This window comes from Bacillus sp. AY3-1 (assembly GCF_008368785.1).
Taxonomy (GTDB): domain Bacteria; phylum Bacillota; class Bacilli; order Bacillales; family Bacillaceae_G; genus Bacillus_A; species Bacillus_A wiedmannii.
On the sequence record NZ_QORZ01000018.1, the window covers coordinates 64,521 to 82,467 of the forward strand.

General features: G+C 35.1%; 12 protein-coding genes, 1 pseudogene and 3 other annotated features. Of the genes and pseudogenes, 10 read left to right on the forward strand and 3 right to left on the reverse strand.

The window, feature by feature from the left end; all coding sequences use genetic code 11:
• Positions 1 to 6: 6 nt before the first annotated feature.
• Positions 7 to 246: a binding site (T-box leader), on the forward strand.
• Positions 247 to 299: 53 nt separating this feature from the next.
• Together ileS and DN389_RS19255 are read left to right on the forward strand one after the other, a co-directional pair.
• Positions 300 to 3,401: an isoleucine--tRNA ligase gene (gene ileS / locus DN389_RS19250; RefSeq protein ID WP_149237481.1), complete on the forward strand. Its 3,102-nt coding sequence runs from the start codon at positions 300 to 302 to the stop codon at positions 3,399 to 3,401.
• 319 nt (positions 3,402 to 3,720) lie between these two features.
• Complete coding sequence (locus DN389_RS19255; RefSeq protein WP_098802044.1) at positions 3,721 to 5,232, forward strand: M36 family metallopeptidase; 1,512 nt, start codon at positions 3,721 to 3,723, stop codon at positions 5,230 to 5,232.
• A gap of 103 nt (positions 5,233 to 5,335) precedes the next feature.
• On the opposite strand, the gene DN389_RS19260 is transcribed toward DN389_RS19255, so the two are convergent.
• Complete coding sequence (locus DN389_RS19260; protein WP_060488609.1) at positions 5,336 to 5,818, reverse strand: hypothetical protein; 483 nt, start codon at positions 5,816 to 5,818, stop codon at positions 5,336 to 5,338.
• A 216-nt stretch (positions 5,819 to 6,034) separates the two neighbouring features.
• On the opposite strand from DN389_RS19260, the gene DN389_RS19265 reads away from it, so the two are divergent.
• From DN389_RS19265 to DN389_RS19280, 4 genes are all read left to right on the forward strand, one after another.
• On the forward strand, positions 6,035 to 7,417 hold the full coding sequence (locus DN389_RS19265) for a UDP-N-acetylmuramoyl-tripeptide--D-alanyl-D-alanine ligase (RefSeq protein ID WP_098815693.1): 1,383 nt from the start codon (positions 6,035 to 6,037) through the stop codon (positions 7,415 to 7,417).
• Between the two features lie 66 nt (positions 7,418 to 7,483).
• Positions 7,484 to 7,695: a binding site (T-box leader), on the forward strand.
• Between the two features lie 108 nt (positions 7,696 to 7,803).
• A complete protein-coding gene (gene aspS, locus DN389_RS19270; protein ID WP_149237482.1) occupies positions 7,804 to 9,102 on the forward strand; it encodes an aspartate--tRNA(Asn) ligase in 1,299 nt (432 codons plus the stop codon).
• 115 nt (positions 9,103 to 9,217) lie between these two features.
• Positions 9,218 to 9,466: a binding site (T-box leader), on the forward strand.
• Positions 9,467 to 9,582: 116 nt separating this feature from the next.
• Entirely contained in the window at positions 9,583 to 10,923 is a 1,341-nt protein-coding gene (locus tag DN389_RS19275; RefSeq protein ID WP_048560537.1) for a sodium-dependent transporter, read from the forward strand.
• A gap of 36 nt (positions 10,924 to 10,959) precedes the next feature.
• Positions 10,960 to 11,874: an alpha/beta fold hydrolase gene (locus tag DN389_RS19280; protein WP_149237483.1), complete on the forward strand. Its 915-nt coding sequence runs from the start codon at positions 10,960 to 10,962 to the stop codon at positions 11,872 to 11,874.
• Between the two features lie 36 nt (positions 11,875 to 11,910).
• On the opposite strand, the gene DN389_RS19285 is transcribed toward DN389_RS19280, so the two are convergent.
• Both DN389_RS19285 and DN389_RS19290 read right to left on the reverse strand, forming a co-directional pair.
• On the reverse strand, positions 11,911 to 12,486 hold the full coding sequence (locus DN389_RS19285; protein ID WP_098802048.1) for a nucleotidyltransferase family protein: 576 nt from the start codon (positions 12,484 to 12,486) through the stop codon (positions 11,911 to 11,913).
• A gap of 30 nt (positions 12,487 to 12,516) precedes the next feature.
• Positions 12,517 to 13,314 (reverse strand): annotated as a pseudogene (locus DN389_RS19290) (lipid II flippase Amj family protein).
• Positions 13,315 to 13,563: 249 nt separating this feature from the next.
• Here DN389_RS19290 and DN389_RS19295 point away from each other — a divergent pair.
• The 4 genes from DN389_RS19295 (at position 13,564) to DN389_RS19310 (ending at position 17,920) form a co-directional block, all read left to right on the forward strand.
• A complete protein-coding gene (locus DN389_RS19295; RefSeq protein ID WP_254981111.1) occupies positions 13,564 to 14,172 on the forward strand; it encodes an HAD family hydrolase in 609 nt (202 codons plus the stop codon).
• A gap of 205 nt (positions 14,173 to 14,377) precedes the next feature.
• Positions 14,378 to 15,817, forward strand: coding sequence for a GntP family permease (locus DN389_RS19300; RefSeq protein ID WP_088080772.1), 1,440 nt, complete (start codon positions 14,378 to 14,380; stop codon positions 15,815 to 15,817).
• Between the two features lie 52 nt (positions 15,818 to 15,869).
• Positions 15,870 to 17,072: an alcohol dehydrogenase EutG gene (gene eutG / locus DN389_RS19305; protein WP_149237484.1), complete on the forward strand. Its 1,203-nt coding sequence runs from the start codon at positions 15,870 to 15,872 to the stop codon at positions 17,070 to 17,072.
• Between the two features lie 149 nt (positions 17,073 to 17,221).
• Positions 17,222 to 17,920: an aspartate/glutamate racemase family protein gene (locus DN389_RS19310; RefSeq protein ID WP_088080770.1), complete on the forward strand. Its 699-nt coding sequence runs from the start codon at positions 17,222 to 17,224 to the stop codon at positions 17,918 to 17,920.
• The last annotated feature ends 27 nt before the right edge of the window (positions 17,921 to 17,947 follow it).

The window sequence follows — 17,947 nt, forward strand, 5'->3', positions numbered from 1 at the left end:
AAGTATACAAATCTGAAGACGAGAACGAGTAAAATAATGAATTATTCCCCAGAGAGCCGGTGTATAGCTGAAAGCCGGTGTGCAGACGTTATTTGAAAATCATCTCTGAGGAGCCGAGGCTGAAAATAAGTAAGCCCGGACGGATGTCTACCGTTACAAAGAACACGTATGATAGTACGTTGCTAAGTGCTATTAGCGAAGAGCTAATAGAATTAGGGTGGTAACGCGGTTAAACCCGTCCCTACTTCATAGGGACGGGTTTTTTGTGTGCTTTAAAACATTCAAAGGAGTGATTGTAGATGAAGAAAGTAGATGTGAAAGAGTCAGCTGTAGGGAGAGAAACACGTATTCGTAAGCAGTGGAACGAGCAAAGCATTTTCGAGCAATCAATTCAGAATCGAGAAGGCGCACAATCTTTTGTGTTTTATGAAGGACCACCAACGGCGAACGGTTTACCACACGTCGGGCATGCACTTGGACGGACAATTAAAGATGTAGTAGCGAGATATAAAACGATGGCTGGTTATAAAGTGCTACGAAAAGCGGGATGGGATACACACGGTTTACCTGTAGAATTAGGTGTTGAGAAGCAACTCGGTATTTCTGGTAAACATGAAATCGAAGAGTATGGAATTGAGCCATTTATTCAGAAGTGTAAAGAGAGCGTATTCACATATGAGAAGCAGTGGCGTGAATTCACTGAAAGCATCGGTTATTGGGTAGATATGGATGATCCATACGTTACGCTAGAGAATCCATATATCGAAAGTGTATGGCATATTTTAGGGACGATTCATGAAAAAGGCTTATTGTACAAAGGGCATAGAGTTTCACCATACTGCCCAAGTTGTCAAACTTCACTAAGTTCACATGAGGTTGCACAAGGGTATAAAACAGTAAAAGACTTAAGTGCAACAGTTAAGTTTAAAGTGAAAGATAGTGAAAATGAATATTTCCTAGGTTGGACAACAACACCTTGGACACTTCCAGCAAATGTTGCGCTCGCTGTACATCCAAATATGGAATACGTGAAAGCGAAACAAGAAGGTCATGTATACATTGTTGCGAAAGAACGTGTACAAGATGTATTAAAAGAAAACTATGAAGTATTATCTGTTCATAAAGGTGAAGAATTAGTAAACACATCTTATATGCCGCCATTTCTAATGAAGGAAGTTACAAATGGCTACCGAGTTATCGCAGCCGATTTTGTCACGGCAGATAGTGGTACAGGACTGGTTCATATCGCTCCAGCATATGGGGAGGACGATTATAGAGTCGTGCAAAGTGAAGGATTGTCATTCTTGCATGTTGTAGATGAAAAAGGTGAGTATACAGAAGCAGTACCATTTTTGAAAGGGAAATTTGTAAAAGATTGTGACGTGGATATCGTTCGTTATTTAGCGAAGGAAGGTTTACTGTATCATAAAGAGAAGTATGAACATAGCTACCCACATTGCTGGCGCTGTGATTCACCACTTCTTTATTATGCAGGAGAGAGTTGGTTAATCCGAACAACTGCAATTAAGGATACATTTTTACAAAACAACGATTCTGTTACTTGGTATCCAGACCATATGAAACATGGGCGATTTGGTAAGTTTTTAGAAAATATGGTGGACTGGAATATTAGCCGAAATAGATATTGGGGAACACCATTAAACGTTTGGGAATGTGAAAGTTGCAATCATCAATTCGCGCCGAAAAGCATTGCTGATTTAAGAGAGCATAGTACGAAAGAAACACCTGAAGATTTGGAATTGCATAAGCCATATGTAGATGAAGTGCAAGTTTGCTGCGAAAAATGCGGAAGTATAATGAATCGTACACCAGAAGTAATTGATGTTTGGTTCGATAGTGGTTCCATGCCATTTGCGCAATATCATTATCCATTTGAAAATAAAGAGTTATTTGAAGAACAGTTTCCAGCAGATGTTATTGCAGAAGGCATTGATCAAACACGTGGATGGTTTTATAGTTTATTAGCAGTATCAGCACTATATACAGGAAAAGTGCCTTATAAACGAGTGTTATCACTAGGGCATGTATTAGACGAAGAAGGACAGAAAATGTCTAAAAGTAAAGGGAATGCACTAGATCCAGTTGATTTAGTAAATCAGTTTGGTGCAGATGCATTAAGATGGGCGCTACTCGTTGACAGTGCTCCGTGGAATGCGAAACGTTTCTCGGAAAGAACAGTACTGGAAGCGAAGTCTAAATTTGTAGATACATTAGTCAATGTGTATAGTTTCTACGTTTTATATGCAAATTTAGATGAGTATAATCCGAAAGAAACGTATGATGTGAAGCGGACGAAATTGGATGAATGGGTATTATCAAGATTGCATAGTACAACGAAAAAAGTGAGAACTGCACTTGATGATTATCAATTTACGAATGCAGCTCGTGAAATCGCGGCACTTGTAGATGAAGTAAGTAACTGGTATGTAAGACGATCACGTAATCGTTTCTGGGAGTCTGGTATGAATGCTGAAAAAGCAGCTGCGTATGAGACACTTCATGAAGTACTTGTAACAATTAGTAAATTAATTGCACCATTTACACCGTTTGTCGCTGAAGATATTCATTTAAATTTAACTGGAAGTAGCGTTCATTTAGAGGATTATCCAGTTGTAAATGAATCACTACTTCAGTCGAAATTAGAAGAGGAAATGGATGCAGTTTTACAAGTTGTTGAACTTGGAAGAAGTAATCGTAATCAGCATTCTTTAAAAGTAAAACAGCCGTTAGCAGAACTTGTATTACTAGCACATAATGGGAATGATATGGATTGGGAATCTTATCGTGATATCGTCATGGATGAGCTAAATGTCAAAGCGTTCCATGTTGAACTCGATGAAACGAAATATACGTCCTATCAATTAAAGCTGAATTTTAAAACAGCTGGGCCGAAGTTTGGTAAAAATGTGAATGCAGTAAATACATGGCTAAAACAATTACCAAAAGAAGAAGTGCAACATTTTGTATCTACAGAAAGAGCAGTTTACGAAGCAGCACCAGGAGAAGAAGTAGTAGTAACAGCTGAAGATGTAGTAGTAGAGAAAGTTGCGAAATCAGGGTTCTCTAATACGACTAACGGACAATATACAGTTATGTTAGATACGAATGTAACGGAAGAATTGTTACAAGAAGGAGTAGCTCGTGAATTCATTCGAGCGGTTCAAGAATATCGTAAGCAGTTAAATTTACCGGTTAATTTACGAGTCGATGTTATTCTTGATACAGAGGAAGAACTACAACGAACATTAACGAACCATAAAGATTTATTGGAAGAAAATTTACTCGTTAAGCAATTTACATTTGATCACTTAACGAATGAAGACGATGAACTATCTTTAGGTGAAGCGAAAGTTCGAATTAAATTAAGCGCGGCTCATTAAAGAAAAAAGGAAGTTGGAATGATTCCAACTTCCTTTTTGTATGAGTAGATTTTTTTCATAATCCGTTCGATAGGTTCTCTAGCAAATGTCTTTCTTCATAGCACACTAAATAAAATACTGTAGAAATATATTTCTACAGTATTTTTCTCATTTTATACATAAATATTGAGAAAATTTCACTCAACCTAAATGGAAAGGTAATAGAATTGTTTATAGAGAATTACTCGTAGATTCAATTTTTATCCCCCCATTTTGTGGGGAATGATTGCCTAGTGGTAATGGGATAAGGTTGAGCTACTTTATTAGGGGGAGTGGTTCTATGTTTAATAAAAAAATGGTGGCAATGGCAATGACTGTGCCGTTAGTAATGGGGACGATTTCTACGGTTTCGGCATTGGAAAAACAGCAGCAAGTAAAGCTAGAAGCTTATTCACCGCAGAAAAAAGCAACTGAATATTTAAAAGAAAATGCTGCGCAGTATGGATTAAAAACAGACCTTTCAGACTTGCAATATATTTCTACAACAGAAACGTCAATAGCTTCATATGTTAGGTTCCAGCAAGTTGTTAATGGTGCACCTGTATTTTCAAAACAAATTACAGTTACACTTAACGGAGAGGGAAAGGGCGTACTTGCTGTTTCTGATTATCAATCCGTCAAAGGTGTGAAGGAAGTAACGACAAAAATTAGTGAAAAAGATGCAATACAAAAATCAATGGCGTATGTTGGAGAAGCAAGTGAGCAAAACTTATGGGCTCCTACAGAGAAAGAATTCGGATATATTGTTGAAGAGGGAATTGCTCGTCCAGTATATAAAGTGGTAGTCCATTCTAATAATCCATTTGGTGCATGGGAAACATTTATTGATGCGGAAAATGGGAAGTTAATTAAAAAGGTTGATATAAACCGAAAAGCTGAAGGGACAGGAAAAGTATTTTTACCTAACCCAGTCGTATCTAGCGGTAGTAAAGTAGGCTTAAAAGATAATAACGATGCGGATTCAACAGCGTTAACGAATCAATTGAAGACTGTTACGTTAAAAGGTTTAGATGGGACAGGATTTTTAATTGGAGAGTATGTAACGATTTCTTCAAAAGCAAAAACAAAATCTACAAATTTACAATTTAACTATACACGTGCAAATGATAGCTTTGAAGATGTTATGTCGTATTATCATATCGATACATTACAGCGTTACATTCAAGGGTTAGGATTTAAAAATATTAATAATCGCTCTATTAAAGTGAATGTGAATGGAACGACGGCGGATAACTCATTTTATTCTCCGACAACGAAAGCTTTAACTTTTGGTACTGGCGGAGTAGATGATGCAGAAGATGCTGGTATTATCGCACATGAATACGGGCATTCGATTCAAGATAACCAAGTGCCTGGCTTTGGTAGTTCTGCAGAAGGCGGAGCGATGGGAGAAGGATTTGGTGACTTCTTAGGTGCTACGTATGAAGATGCAGTATCGACAACAGGCTACGGAAAAGCATGTGTTGGAGAATGGGATGCGACAGCTTATTCTAGTTCAGATCCAACGTGCTTGCGCCGATTAGATACGAATAAAGTGTATCCGAAAGATGTTACAAATGAGGTACATGATGATGGGGAAATTTGGGCACAAGGTCAATATGAGATGGCACAAGCTTTTGGACGTGATGTAGCAACGAAAATTATTTTACAATCGCACTGGTCATTAACACCAAACTCTAAATTCAGTGATGGAGCAAAAGCGATTAAGCAAGCGGATGCTCTTTTATATGGCGGACAACATGCTGCTGATATCGATCGTATTTGGGCAGCCAGAGGAATTAATACGAATTAATATAAAAAGTCGTGGCGTTTATAAGCCACGACTTTTTAATTTGCTTAAGCACTGGTACTAGTAAAGTAAGCTATAGGAATGCTAATGTAAATTCATCCGCATTCTAGTTGTTTTTTTCGTCTTTAAAAACAAAATGCTCTTTAAATTTTCTAGAATCAACTTTTTGACCATTTCTCATGGAGCGGAAAGGGTGTTCTTGCCAAGTAATGATTACATCAACTTCATCTGCTTTTGTCGCAACTGGAAAATTAGTATGTTCAAATCCAGTTTTTCCACTTGCTAAGCGACTTTCCTTTCGTGAGAAAAGTTCATATTTCGTTTTCGTTTTTGGCTCGTTGCGGAATACTTCGACTTGTACGTTATATACTTCACTGTTTCCAACATTTTTTACTGAAAATTGATATGTTTGAAATTCATCTTTTTTAGCTTGAAGTATATTTTTACCTATGTTCTTCGGTTCATCAATATTCACTTGCCATTGATCAGAGTTTTGGGAGATTGGTAAAGATTTTGGTGAATAGGCGTATGTTTCATTCACTGCAATTAGGCATAACAAAAGAAGAAAGAAACTAATCGCTTTTTTCATATAAACACCTCGCTATAAAATTTTTATCCCGCATTAGCGGGCAGTAAGACCCTCCACCTCAAAAATCAGGGAAAGCAAAGTAGTTAGGTGGGGGATCAACTGCCCGTAAAAGCCCGATTGGTGAGGGCTGATAATCAGTGGGGAGGAACAAAATCCCCACTGATTAAAGTTTCACTTTATCAATATGCGTAAATAAAACGGAAATTATGTAATAAAATGGAAAAAGGTGATGGTTTGATTCAAATGAATTTGAAAAAACTTGAAGAGGTAGTAGATGGAGAAGGGTTACAAGAATCGTTTCATTATATAGAGATACATGGTGTCTGCATTGATTCCAAAAGCATTAAAGAAGGAAATGTATTTGTTCCAATCATTAGGGTGAAAGATGGACATGATTATGTGAAAGAGGCAATGGATAATGGAGCTGTCGCTTCCTTATGGAAAAAGTCTTACGGTACTCCGCCAAAAGGGATGCCAATTATATTTGTAGATGATACTTTGTTTGCTTTGCAACAATTGGCACAATTTTATCGGAAAGAGCTAAATGTAAAAGTAATTGGAATTACAGGTAGTAATGGCAAGACAACGGTAAAAGATATAATAAGCACGATTTTAAGTACAACTCATCGTGTGCATAAAACAAAGGGAAACTTTAATAGTCAAATCGGTTTGCCATTAACTATTTTAGAAATGAAACGAGATACAGAGTTTTTAATTCTTGAAATGGGGATGAGTGAAAAAGGACAAATTCGAAACTTATCAATAATAGCACAGCCAGATGTAGTGATCATTACAATGATTGGCCATTCTCACTTAGAGACGCTTGGATCAAAAGAAGAAATTGCGAAGGCTAAATTAGAAATTATTGATGGATTAAAAGATGAAGGATTATGTTTGTATAATGGTGATGAACCGTTGCTTTTGAAAAATAAGAATCTATCGAGTATAAATTGTAAGGCATTTGGTGAAAAGTATACAAATGATTTGTTTCCAACAAACGTGCAATTAGATGAATATGGTGTTCATTTTAAATTAAATGATTCAAAAATACAGTACGATGTTCCCTTGCATGGAAAACATAGTATTTTAAATGCGATTGTCGGAATCGCCGTAGGTCAATATTATAATGTCCCTACAGAAAAAATACAGGAAGCACTACGGCAAGTAAATATTACTCATATGCGCTTTCAATTTTTAACTGCTAAAACAGGTTTTACAATTATTAACGATGCATGGAATGCCAGTCCTTCTTCAATGAAGGCCGCAATTGAAACGTTACAGACATTAAATACCTATAATAAAAAAATGATAGTAATTGGGGATATGTTGGAGTTAGGGAAGAATGCTGAAACATATCATAGAGAAATTGGTAAAATGTTAAATGAAGAGAGCATTCAATATGTATTCACTTTTGGAGAGTTAGCTGAAATTGTAGCGGAAGAAGCAAGAAAGAAATATGATACTGGAAAAGTACAGTCATTTAATAATAAGACCAAGATAGCAGAGGAAGTATTAAAAGTTATTACGAATAAGGATATCATATTATTGAAAGGCTCACGTGGAATGGCTTTAGAGGAGATTTTACAAAATTGGATATGAAAGATCAAAATATATTTAAAAAGGCTTGCGTTTTATAAAACAAAGAGATAGAATACTCTGTAAATATAAAAAGTGAGGATCAGGAAAAGTACATGATGTAAAGGTCTACAGAGAGCAATCGGTTGCTGAGAAGATTGCGATACCGCATGATGGAAAGACACCTGTGAGTGTTGCTTTGAACGTGATAATTAGTAAAAGCAAACGGTACCTACCGTTATCAGGGCTAAGATGGTCATTATGACAATTTGGGTGGTACCGCGGAACAATCCGTCCCTATTTATAGGGGCGGATTTTTGTATTCTTTGAAAGGAGGTGAGTGACCGTGGATGATGACGATGACAACAACAATAACGTAAATAAATATAAAATTACTGGAGGGAAATGTAATGGAGTCAATAATAAAGCGTTCACTCACAAAAGAATGTACGGAGCAAGGCGGCAAGGTTGTATTACTTCAAGGATGGGTAAAAAAGATTCGTCATCTAGGTAATGTTAGTTTTTTATTAATAAGGGATCGATCAGGAGTTATGCAATGTGTATTAGAAAATGAGTTAGCTGGATTTAAGGTAGATGTGGAAAGTGTCGTTCAAGTCGTTGGTGAAATTATTGAGACTTCGAAAACAGAGTTAGGGGTCGAAGTGTTTGCTCACGAAGTGAAAATATTAAATGGCGCAGAACCACTTCCGTTTGAAATAAATAAAAAGAAGTTACAAGTTGGTTTAGATCAACTACTGAATGAGCGGGTATTATCATTAAGACATGAGAGAACCGCGGCGATATTTAAAGTGAAATCTACACTCGTTCAGAGCTTTAGTGAATTTCTTATAGAGAACGATTTCACACGTATATTTACTCCGAAAATTGTTTCGCAAGGGGCAGAAGGAGGAGCGAATGTTTTTAAGCTTCCATACTTTCAAAAAGAAGCTTATTTAGCACAATCACCACAGTTTTATAAACAGATGATGGTAGCTGGAGGGTTAGAACGTGTTTTTGAAGTTGCACCTGTTTACAGAGCGGAACATCATAATTCTTCCCGTCATTTGAATGAATATATATCGTTAGACGTAGAACTTGGATTTATTCATGATTTTTATGAAGTGATGCAATTAGAAACAGATGTTTTACGATATATGTTTCAACAAGTAGCAAAAAACTGTGAAAAAGAACTACAACTATTACAAATAGAAGTACCTGTTATTATAGAAATACCTAAAATCAAATTGTTACAAGCGCAAGAAATTTTGAAAAATAAATACCGGAAAGAGTCGCCAATTGGGGATTTAGATACAGAAGGTGAAAAGCTACTAGGCAAATATGTGAAGGAAACATATAAGAGTGAGTTAGTTTTCGTTACACATTATCCGAAAGAATCTAGACCTATGTATACGATGCCGAATAAAGAAAATTCATCTATTACTGATTCATTCGACTTATTATATAAGGGATTAGAAATAACATCAGGGGCACAGCGGATTCATAATTATGATATGTTACTTGCTTCTTTTATAGAAAAAGGATTACACCCAGATACATTTCAATCTTATTTAAATACATTCCGATACGGTTGTCCCCCGCATGGTGGTTTTGGAATTGGATTAGAGAGAGTTGTATACAAACTATTAGAATTAACAAATGTACGAGAGGCGAGTGCTTTTCCAAGGGACTGTACAAGACTTATCCCTTAATAATAAGGGAAGAAAATTCCGCATTTTATCATCAAATTTTAATATAGCCCTTGACAGTTATAAATATAACCGATATACTTCATATTAATTTCAAAAGAAAATATATTCTAAATATTAAAATGTGTTGAATAGGAGTAGTAAGGTCGTATATTTGTACAGAGAGCTATGGGTTGGTGTGACATAGTCAAATGACATCCTGAACTCGCCTAGGAGCAGTAAGGTGGAACGGAATCACATTCTTAGTAAATCTTAACGGTTAACCTTCGATATTAGGTTTGTAATCAAACGATTACTACTAAGGTGGATTCATAATGGAATCAATAAGGGTGGTACCGCGTTAAGTAAATGGCTTAGCGTCTCTTTATATAGAGACGTTGAGCCATTTTTTTATTTTATGAAAATAGAAATGGAGGGTTTATTCGGATTGGTTTATAAAATTGAATTATTTATATAAAGTAATTTAACTGGGAGGAAAATAAGATGAAACAGACGGAGCAATGGACTTCGAAATTAGGTTTTATAATGGCTGCAGCAGGATCAGCAATTGGACTTGGCGCAATATGGAAGTTTCCTTATATCGCTGGGAAGAGTGGGGGAGGAGCATTCTTTTTAATCTTTATATTATTTACTGTATTAATTGGACTACCACTACTTATAGCTGAATTTATGATTGGACGCAGTACGCAGAAACAAGCAGTTGGAGCATTTAAAAGTATCGCACCTAATACAGGATGGCACTGGATTGGACGCCTTGGCGTTGGAACATGTTTTATACTACTTTCGTTTTATAGTGTTGTAGGTGGATGGGTGTTAATTTATTTATTCAGAGGAGTAACGGGACAACTTATTACTCCGGGACAAAATTATGGAGCATTATTTACTGAAACAATTGGAAATCCCGCTTGGGCGATTATGGGACATTTCGCTTTTATGTTCATTACGATTTGGGTTGTATCAAAGGGTGTACAAAATGGAATTGAAAAAGCAAGTAAATATATGTTGCCAGCATTGTTCGTTTTATTTGTTGCTCTTATTATTCGTTCATTAACACTTGATAATGCAATACAAGGTGTGAAGTTTTTCTTACAACCAGACTTCTCAAAGATTACTTCAGAAAGTATTTTATTCGCTATGGGACAATCATTTTTTGCGATTAGTATCGGGATTTCGATTATGGTCACGTATAGTTCCTATTTAAATAAAAAAGAAAGTTTACCAAAATCAGCAGTTACAATTGTTGGATTGAATTTATTTGTTTCATTATTTGCAGGTCTTGCTATCTTTCCGGCCGTATTTTCATTAGGAATGGAGCCAACAGAAGGGCCTGGATTACTATTTATCGTATTACCATCTGTATTTAGTCAAATTCCATTCGGTGGGTTGTTCTTAACAGTATTTCTTGCACTATTTACATTTGCGACATTAACATCGGCATTTTCTCTACTAGAGACAGTTGTTTCAGCATTAGCAAATGGTGAACAAGAAAAGAGAACGAAATTATCATGGATAATCGGTTTCGGCATTTTCTTAGTAGGTATACCATCCGCGTTATCATTTGGAATATGGAGTGATATTACGATTTTCGGAAAGAATATTTTTGATGCAGTAGACTTCTTATCTAGTAATATATTAATGCCACTTGGAGCACTATTTATTAGTATTTTCGTTTCATTCAAAATGGAAAAAAAGGTGCTAGAAGCAGAGTTTTTTGTAGGTGGAAATTATGGAAAGAAAGTATTTACTTGTTGGGCGTTTTTACTTCGATTTGTAGCGCCACTTGCAATAATCATCGTCTTTTTAAATGTAATAGGGATTATTTAATCTAAGGTGTTATAATATTCAGTAAAAAAGAAGGTGATGATTATAAAGGTGAATTTGATAGGAACAGGGAAATACATGAACATTAGAGGGAAAAAGCTATACGTTGAAACGTATGGAAATCTTAAAAATAAACCGGTCTTATACTTGCATGGTGGATCAGGAGAAAGTTGCTATGATTTTTCATTTCATCAAGCGGAACGTTTAAAAGATTCTTTATATGTAATAATGATAGATCAAAGAGGTGTTTGTCGCTCAGAAGAAATTACTAAGGACGAAGCTTTTGGATTACATGATTTGATTGAAGACTGTGAGGAACTAAAAAAAGTATTACAAATTGAGAAATGGTCTGTCATTGGACATTCTTTCGGTGGATATGTAGCATTGTTATATGCGTCGATATATCCAAGTTCAATAGAGAAAATCATATTTGAAGCGCTAACTTTCGATTTTGCATTAACAAGTAAAGCTTTGTTACAAAAGACAGGGCATTTATTAAAAAAGTATGGAAAAGAAGAAGTAGCAGAAGAGTCCCTTACTTATTCATCTAGCAATGCTACTTCAGAAGAGTTGCTAGAAGCCTATATAAGATTAAGCGATGAATTAATAGAAAAAAGAATGGAGATTTACAATTATAAGGAAGATGAGACAGATGAGAGTTTATATAGTGATGATGAGTGGGAAGTATTTTCAAAACGCTCTAAGATTCATTTTGATAGATTAAAATTAGAAGGAACAGTTCATACTTCATTATTACGAAAAATAAAAGATGTACAAAATCCAATGTTATTAATTGTAGGAAAACATGATGCAGTAACGTGTGAAAAACAAATTGAAACGTTTAATAAAGATGCTCAAAATGGGGATTGTATTGTATTCGAAGAGAGTGGTCATACACCGCATTATGAAGAAGCAGATAGATTTGCAGAAACAGTCATGCATTTTTTGAAATGAAGAAAAGGGTGCTTCTATAAATGAGAAGCACCCTTTCTAAATTTCTGGATATGTGATTGTTATGTTTGGCCATTTACTTTGCCAATTCTTTTTAATAACTCTGTTTTTGTACATATGTATACGTTCTTTTGTTTCAAGAAAATGAGCTGTTGGTCTCACTTGTAAGGAAAGAACATCTTCAATACCACATGGGGCTGTTAATATGACGTTGTTTCGTTCATCAAGTGTAACTCCTAAAGCTGTTGCGGTTTCAGGAAATTTAGAAATAGCATCAACAGAAGAAGAATACGGTGGCATATTATTCACTACATGCATACGAGCTTGATTCTTTACCGACCAAGGAATAGTAGCATCAATATTCTTTAATTTATTTTCTAATGATTGTTCGTACATCTCATCTTTATGTAGACTATTATAATAAATTACATCAACATCAGGCATAGTTGTTTTAGCTTCATAGTAATGTAAAGTATCCCAAATTTTAGAGCGAACAAACCCGGCACAAATCCACCAATCAGGTAAATTTAGTGATTTTGCCATTTGTAATACGTTCATCATCCATTCGTCGTTTTCAATTAAGCGAATTATATCTTGCTCTGTTTGTATAGTCATTTGCTATCCCACCTACTTTTTAATTGAGGACTAATTCATCAATTTAATAATCCATGTGATCCAGTAAGCACCTGGTATGAATAACAGTTGTGCTAATAACGTACCAAAAAGTCTAGAAATCATTAGCCAACCATACATTTTACTCATTGCTTCTGCACCTTCTTCTGATTGAAGAGCTCGCTCTGTTAAAAGAGCGATACGTGGATCGAGCAGCACTGTTAATAAAATAGTAGCAAAACCATTAATAAGGCCAGAAGCTGTAGTAGCTTTTGTTGCATAAGCTGGAAGTAAAAAAGAAGCGTATAGGGCTGAAAGAACACCAGCTGTATAAATTGCAGTAGCAAACATATTAATAAGCATAATACGTTTTGGAATACCACCGATACGCAGTCTATGAATCATTTCTAATTTTGGAAAGCGTACGTATTTTCTTGTGTACTTTAATTTTTGAATGTTATTTGTTTTCATCATTCGAATGAAAGAACCATCTGTTTCAAAGTTTTGAATGACGTATCCAAATAATTTGGTCAAAGTTGGATACAGTATAATCGCAAGTAAAGTACCGACAGAGGCGGATAATAGAACGAGCCGTATAGTATGTTCTAAATTAATGGAAGCGTCTCGTTTTGCCTCATCGACAATCCCGCCGATTAAAAAGGCTTATAGCATGTTAGATGTTCTTGAAATAAGTAACACCATGCCTACGACAGACAAAGCAACAGCAATTCTCTTTAAACGCACTCCAGCTAATCGAATACTATAAGAGCTCGTTTCAACCGCGTGAATAACAATTGTGAAAACCATTATAACAATTAACGTTATTGACATTAGATTCACCAGTTTCTATTAAAATAATTATAACTTTTTTACTTTATCATATGTATCGTTTTTTGTAACTGAAAGTATGTGACATAGAAGAAATAATTTTCAGAAAAGATAAATAATGGTAGTATAGTAAAAGGTAGGCATGAAAAAGCCTTCTATATAATATGTAAAGTAAATAGGAGCGGGGGATTAAATTTGTATACAACATTTCTATTTGATTTAGATGGAACATTGACGGATCCGAAAGAATGAATTGTAAATTCAGTATTGTATGCATTAAAGAAGCTTGGAATTGAAGAACTACATGTAAGCGAGTTAGATTCATTTATTGGTCCACCCATCCAGCAATCATTCATAGAGAGATACAATATGAATGAAGGAGAAGTTGAACGAGCTGTTTTTTATTTCAGAGAGTATGTAAAGCAGCGTGGATTGTTAGAAAATAATGTTTACGAGGGTATTCCAAATCTTTTAAAACAATTAAAAGATACCGGAAATCGTTTATTTATAGCAACTTCAAAACCTACTGTATTTGCAAAACAAGTACTAGATCATTTTCAACTAACGAATTATTTTGAAGGTATCATTGGAAGTAATTTAGATGGTACGAGAATAAAAAAAGAAGAAATTATTTCTCATCTTTTACAAACAAATGAAGAATTTAGTAAAGAAGACATTGTTATGATTGGAGATAGAAAGCACGATATAATCGGTGCGAATCATAATGGAATTGCTTCAATTGGCGTTTTATACGGTTATGGTAGTAAAACAGAATTGACTGAAGTTGGTGCGACTCATATAGTAAATGATGTAAAAGAACTTCATCATTTTTGTGTAGAAAATAGTTTGGTAAAGAAGTAAATATAGAGACTAACAATCCCCTTATAACGTATGACGATGAAATCGTTTATGTTTAAAGGGATTTTTCATATGTAATCGAATACTTATAATTAGACATTTTTAGCATGAAAAATTTGTATGAATAAGAGGAGGGATGTCAGAATCGAAAGATTAGTAGAAGTTTATCTATAAAAGTTTGAATTTTCTGTTTGATGGAGGGGTATAATTGGAGCTAGTTATTATATTATTAGCACTTAGTTTACTAATGTTTGTAGCATATAGAGGGTTTTCTGTTATTTTATTTGCGCCGATATTTGCATTATTTGCGGTATTTTTGACAGAGCCTAGTTTTGTATTACCTTTCTTTTCGAATATCTTTATGGAGAAAATGGTAGGTTTTATTAAACTATATTTCCCTGTATTTTTACTTGGGGCAATATTTGGGAAAGTAGTAGAAATGTCAGGAATTGCAGATTCGATTGCAAAGACAATTATAGAGTTAGTTGGTGAAAAACGTACGATATTAGCGATTGTATTAATGGGTGCTATCTTAACGTATAGCGGTGTTAGTGTGTATGTAGTAGTGTTTGCTGTTTATCCGTTCGCAGCTAAGCTGTTTCGACAAGCGAATATTCCGAAGCGTTTAATCCCTGGAACGATTGTACTTGGAGCAGTTACGTTTACAATGGATGCGCTACCTGGATCACCACAAATTCAAAACGTAATACCTACAACATTTTTTAAAACGGACATTTATGCTGCGCCGATACTTGGTATTGTAGGGGCAATTTTTGTACTGACGTTAGGCTTACTATATTTAGAGAGTAGACGTAAGAAGGCGAAGGCAGTAGGAGAAGGGTATTTTGGTTTTAACGATGGAGATACTGAAATGGCAGCTTCTTTGCAAGTAGAACAAAAAGATATGCCATTACTGAAAAGCATTGAAATTACAAGAGTACAACAAGTGATTGCTTTTATACCACTTATTTTAGTAGGTGTAATGAATAAAGTTTTTACTATTATGATACCGAAGTGGTATCCGAATGGTTTTGATTTTTCTGCAATTGGTATGAAAGCATTTGGAAAAGTAGAATTAAGTGCAGTAGTTGGAATTTGGTCAGTAGAATTGGCACTTATAATAGGTATTGTAACAACGTTATTACTGTATTGGAAACGAGTAGTAACAGGATTTCAAGCTGGATTGAATACAAGTATTGGTGGAGCGCTACTTGCAACGATGAATACAGGAGCTGAGTTTGGATTCGGTGGTGTCATCGCAGCACTTCCAGGTTTCGCGATTATGAGAGACGGCATTTCTGCCACATTCACGAATCCTCTAGTGAATGGAGCTGTAACGACGAATATTTTAGCTGGAATTACAGGCTCTGCATCAGGAGGAATGGGAATTGTTTTAAGTGCGATGGGAGATAAGTTTATTGCAGCGGCCAATCAATTTGATATTCCATTAGAAGTAATGCACCGTATCGTGTCAATGGCATCGGGAGGAATGGATACATTACCACATAATGGAGCTATTATTACTATTCTTACAGTAACAGGTTTAACACATAAACAGTCATATAAAGATATTTTTGCCATTACAGTTTTGAAAACGGTTGCCGTATTTTTAGTAATTGCATTCTATACTGCAACAGGAATTTATTAAGTCGATATTTTATAAACTAAAACATTAATTAGGGTAAGAAGGGGTGGAGTACTTGCAAGAAGTTGCTGAGTTTCGTATGCCGAAGTCTGTATTATATGGAAGAAATTCGCTTGAAAAGCTGGGGGAACAATCTAAGAAGTTGGGGAAAAGAGCGTTTATAGTTACGGATACAATTATGGAGAATTTAGGATATGTTGATAGGTGTATACAACAATTAAATACGAAAGGTATTACTGTTAGTACATATAATAAAGTAAATGCTGAGCCTACAAATATACACGTGTTAGAAGCGTTAACACTTTGTAAAGAAGGAAAGTGTGATTTTATTATTGGTATTGGTGGTGGAAGTTGTATTGATGCAGCGAAAGCAGTTGCGGTGTTATATACAAATGGTGGAGAAGTGGAAGATTATGTCCAAAAAGATATGGAAATAGACAACGATCCGCTACCACTAATTGCAATCCCAACAACTTCTGGTACTGGATCGGAAGTAACAAGTGTAGCAGTAATTACGAATAAACGAACAGATGTAAAAATGATGATGAAGCATCCAAATTTCACACCGCAAGTAGCGATTATTGACCCAATATTAACGCGTTCGGTACCACCTCATATTACAGCAGCAACAGGGATAGATGCATTATGTCATGCAGTCGAAGCATATATTTCTAAAGTTTCACAATCGCTTACCGATGTACTAGCTCTTTCCGCTATTAAAAGTATTATGAAATATTTACGTATTGCATATGAGGATGGAGAGAATATGGAGGCAAGAGAAGCGATGATGATTGCTTCTTTACAAGCTGGAATTGCATTTTCAAATGCATCAGTTACATTAGTTCATGGCATGTCTCGTCCAGTGGGGGCATTATTTCATGTACCACATGGTATATCGAATGCAATACTATTACCTACAGTTTTAGAATATACAAAAGTTAGTGCAGTAGAAAGACTAGCGGAAATTGGACGTTGTATAAATAAAGATTTGTATTCCTATTGTGATGAAGAAGTAGCCGACTACACGCTGGGAGAAATAAAAAAACTTTGTTTTGATCTTCGTATTCCAAATTTAAAAGAATACGGAATTGGTGAGGTTGAATTTGAAAAAGCTATTTCTAAAATGGCATCAGATGCAATTGAAAGTGGAAGTCCAGCAAATAATCCACGTGTGCCATCATATGATGAAATTAAACAGTTGTATCGAGAATGTTTTCATTATCAATATGAAGATTCTATAAAAACATTTGATAATTAATTTCAGAATATTCTTATAAAATTTCCTTGGAAATAGTTAAAACAAGACTTTATATTATAAACGTAAAGTCTTGTTTTATTATGTATAATATACATAATAAAATGTTATGATTAGTTTTAAAAAACAGTATAAGGTGGGTGTTGGGTGTAATGAAAACAATAGGTTTAATTGGTGGTATGAGTTGGGAATCAACTTCTGAATATTATCGAATCATAAATGAAGAAATAAAAGAGAGATTGGGAGGGTTACATTCAGCAAAATGTATGATAAATAGTGTAGACTTTGAAGAGATTGAACGATTCCAGTCTAACGGAGATTGGAATGGAGCAGGAGAAGTATTAGGGAATGCAGCATATTCGCTACAAAGGGGAGGAGCAGATTTTATAATTATTTGCACAAATACAATGCATAAAGTAGTTGAGAAAATAAAGGAGAATATTCATATTCCAGTTTTACATATTGCAGATGCAACTGCAAAAGAAATTAAAAGGAAAGATATTCAAACGGTTGGTTTGCTTGGAACTAAATATACAATGGAGCAAGATTTCTATAAGTCACGTATTGAAGAGAATGATATAAAAGTCATAGTACCATCAGAAAAAAATAGAGAAAAAATAAACGAAGTAATATATACAGAATTATGCTTAGGAAAGATAACATCTCAATCTAGGGAGTATTATAAAAGAGTTATAGAAGAGCTAGTACAAGAAGGGGCACAAGGAATCATATTAGGTTGTACAGAAATAGGATTATTAATAAAGCAGGAAGACGTAGCAGTTCCGATATTTGATACGACTTATATCCACGCAATTGAAGCGATAAATGTCGCTCTAGAAAGTAGATTATAAATGTATTATGTAAACTTAATTCGTGTA

Coding starts and splice junctions, on each gene's coding strand:
- ileS (WP_149237481.1), top strand. CDS start 300: ATGAAGAAAGTAGATGTGAAAGAGTCAGCTGTAGGGAGAGAAACACGT.
- DN389_RS19255 (WP_098802044.1), top strand. CDS start 3,721: ATGTTTAATAAAAAAATGGTGGCAATGGCAATGACTGTGCCGTTAGTA.
- DN389_RS19260 (WP_060488609.1), bottom strand. CDS start 5,818: ATGAAAAAAGCGATTAGTTTCTTTCTTCTTTTGTTATGCCTAATTGCA.
- DN389_RS19265 (WP_098815693.1), top strand. CDS start 6,035: ATGGAAAAAGGTGATGGTTTGATTCAAATGAATTTGAAAAAACTTGAA.
- aspS (WP_149237482.1), top strand. CDS start 7,804: ATGGAGTCAATAATAAAGCGTTCACTCACAAAAGAATGTACGGAGCAA.
- DN389_RS19275 (WP_048560537.1), top strand. CDS start 9,583: ATGAAACAGACGGAGCAATGGACTTCGAAATTAGGTTTTATAATGGCT.
- DN389_RS19280 (WP_149237483.1), top strand. CDS start 10,960: ATGATTATAAAGGTGAATTTGATAGGAACAGGGAAATACATGAACATT.
- DN389_RS19285 (WP_098802048.1), bottom strand. CDS start 12,486: ATGACTATACAAACAGAGCAAGATATAATTCGCTTAATTGAAAACGAC.
- DN389_RS19310 (WP_088080770.1), top strand. CDS start 17,222: ATGAAAACAATAGGTTTAATTGGTGGTATGAGTTGGGAATCAACTTCT.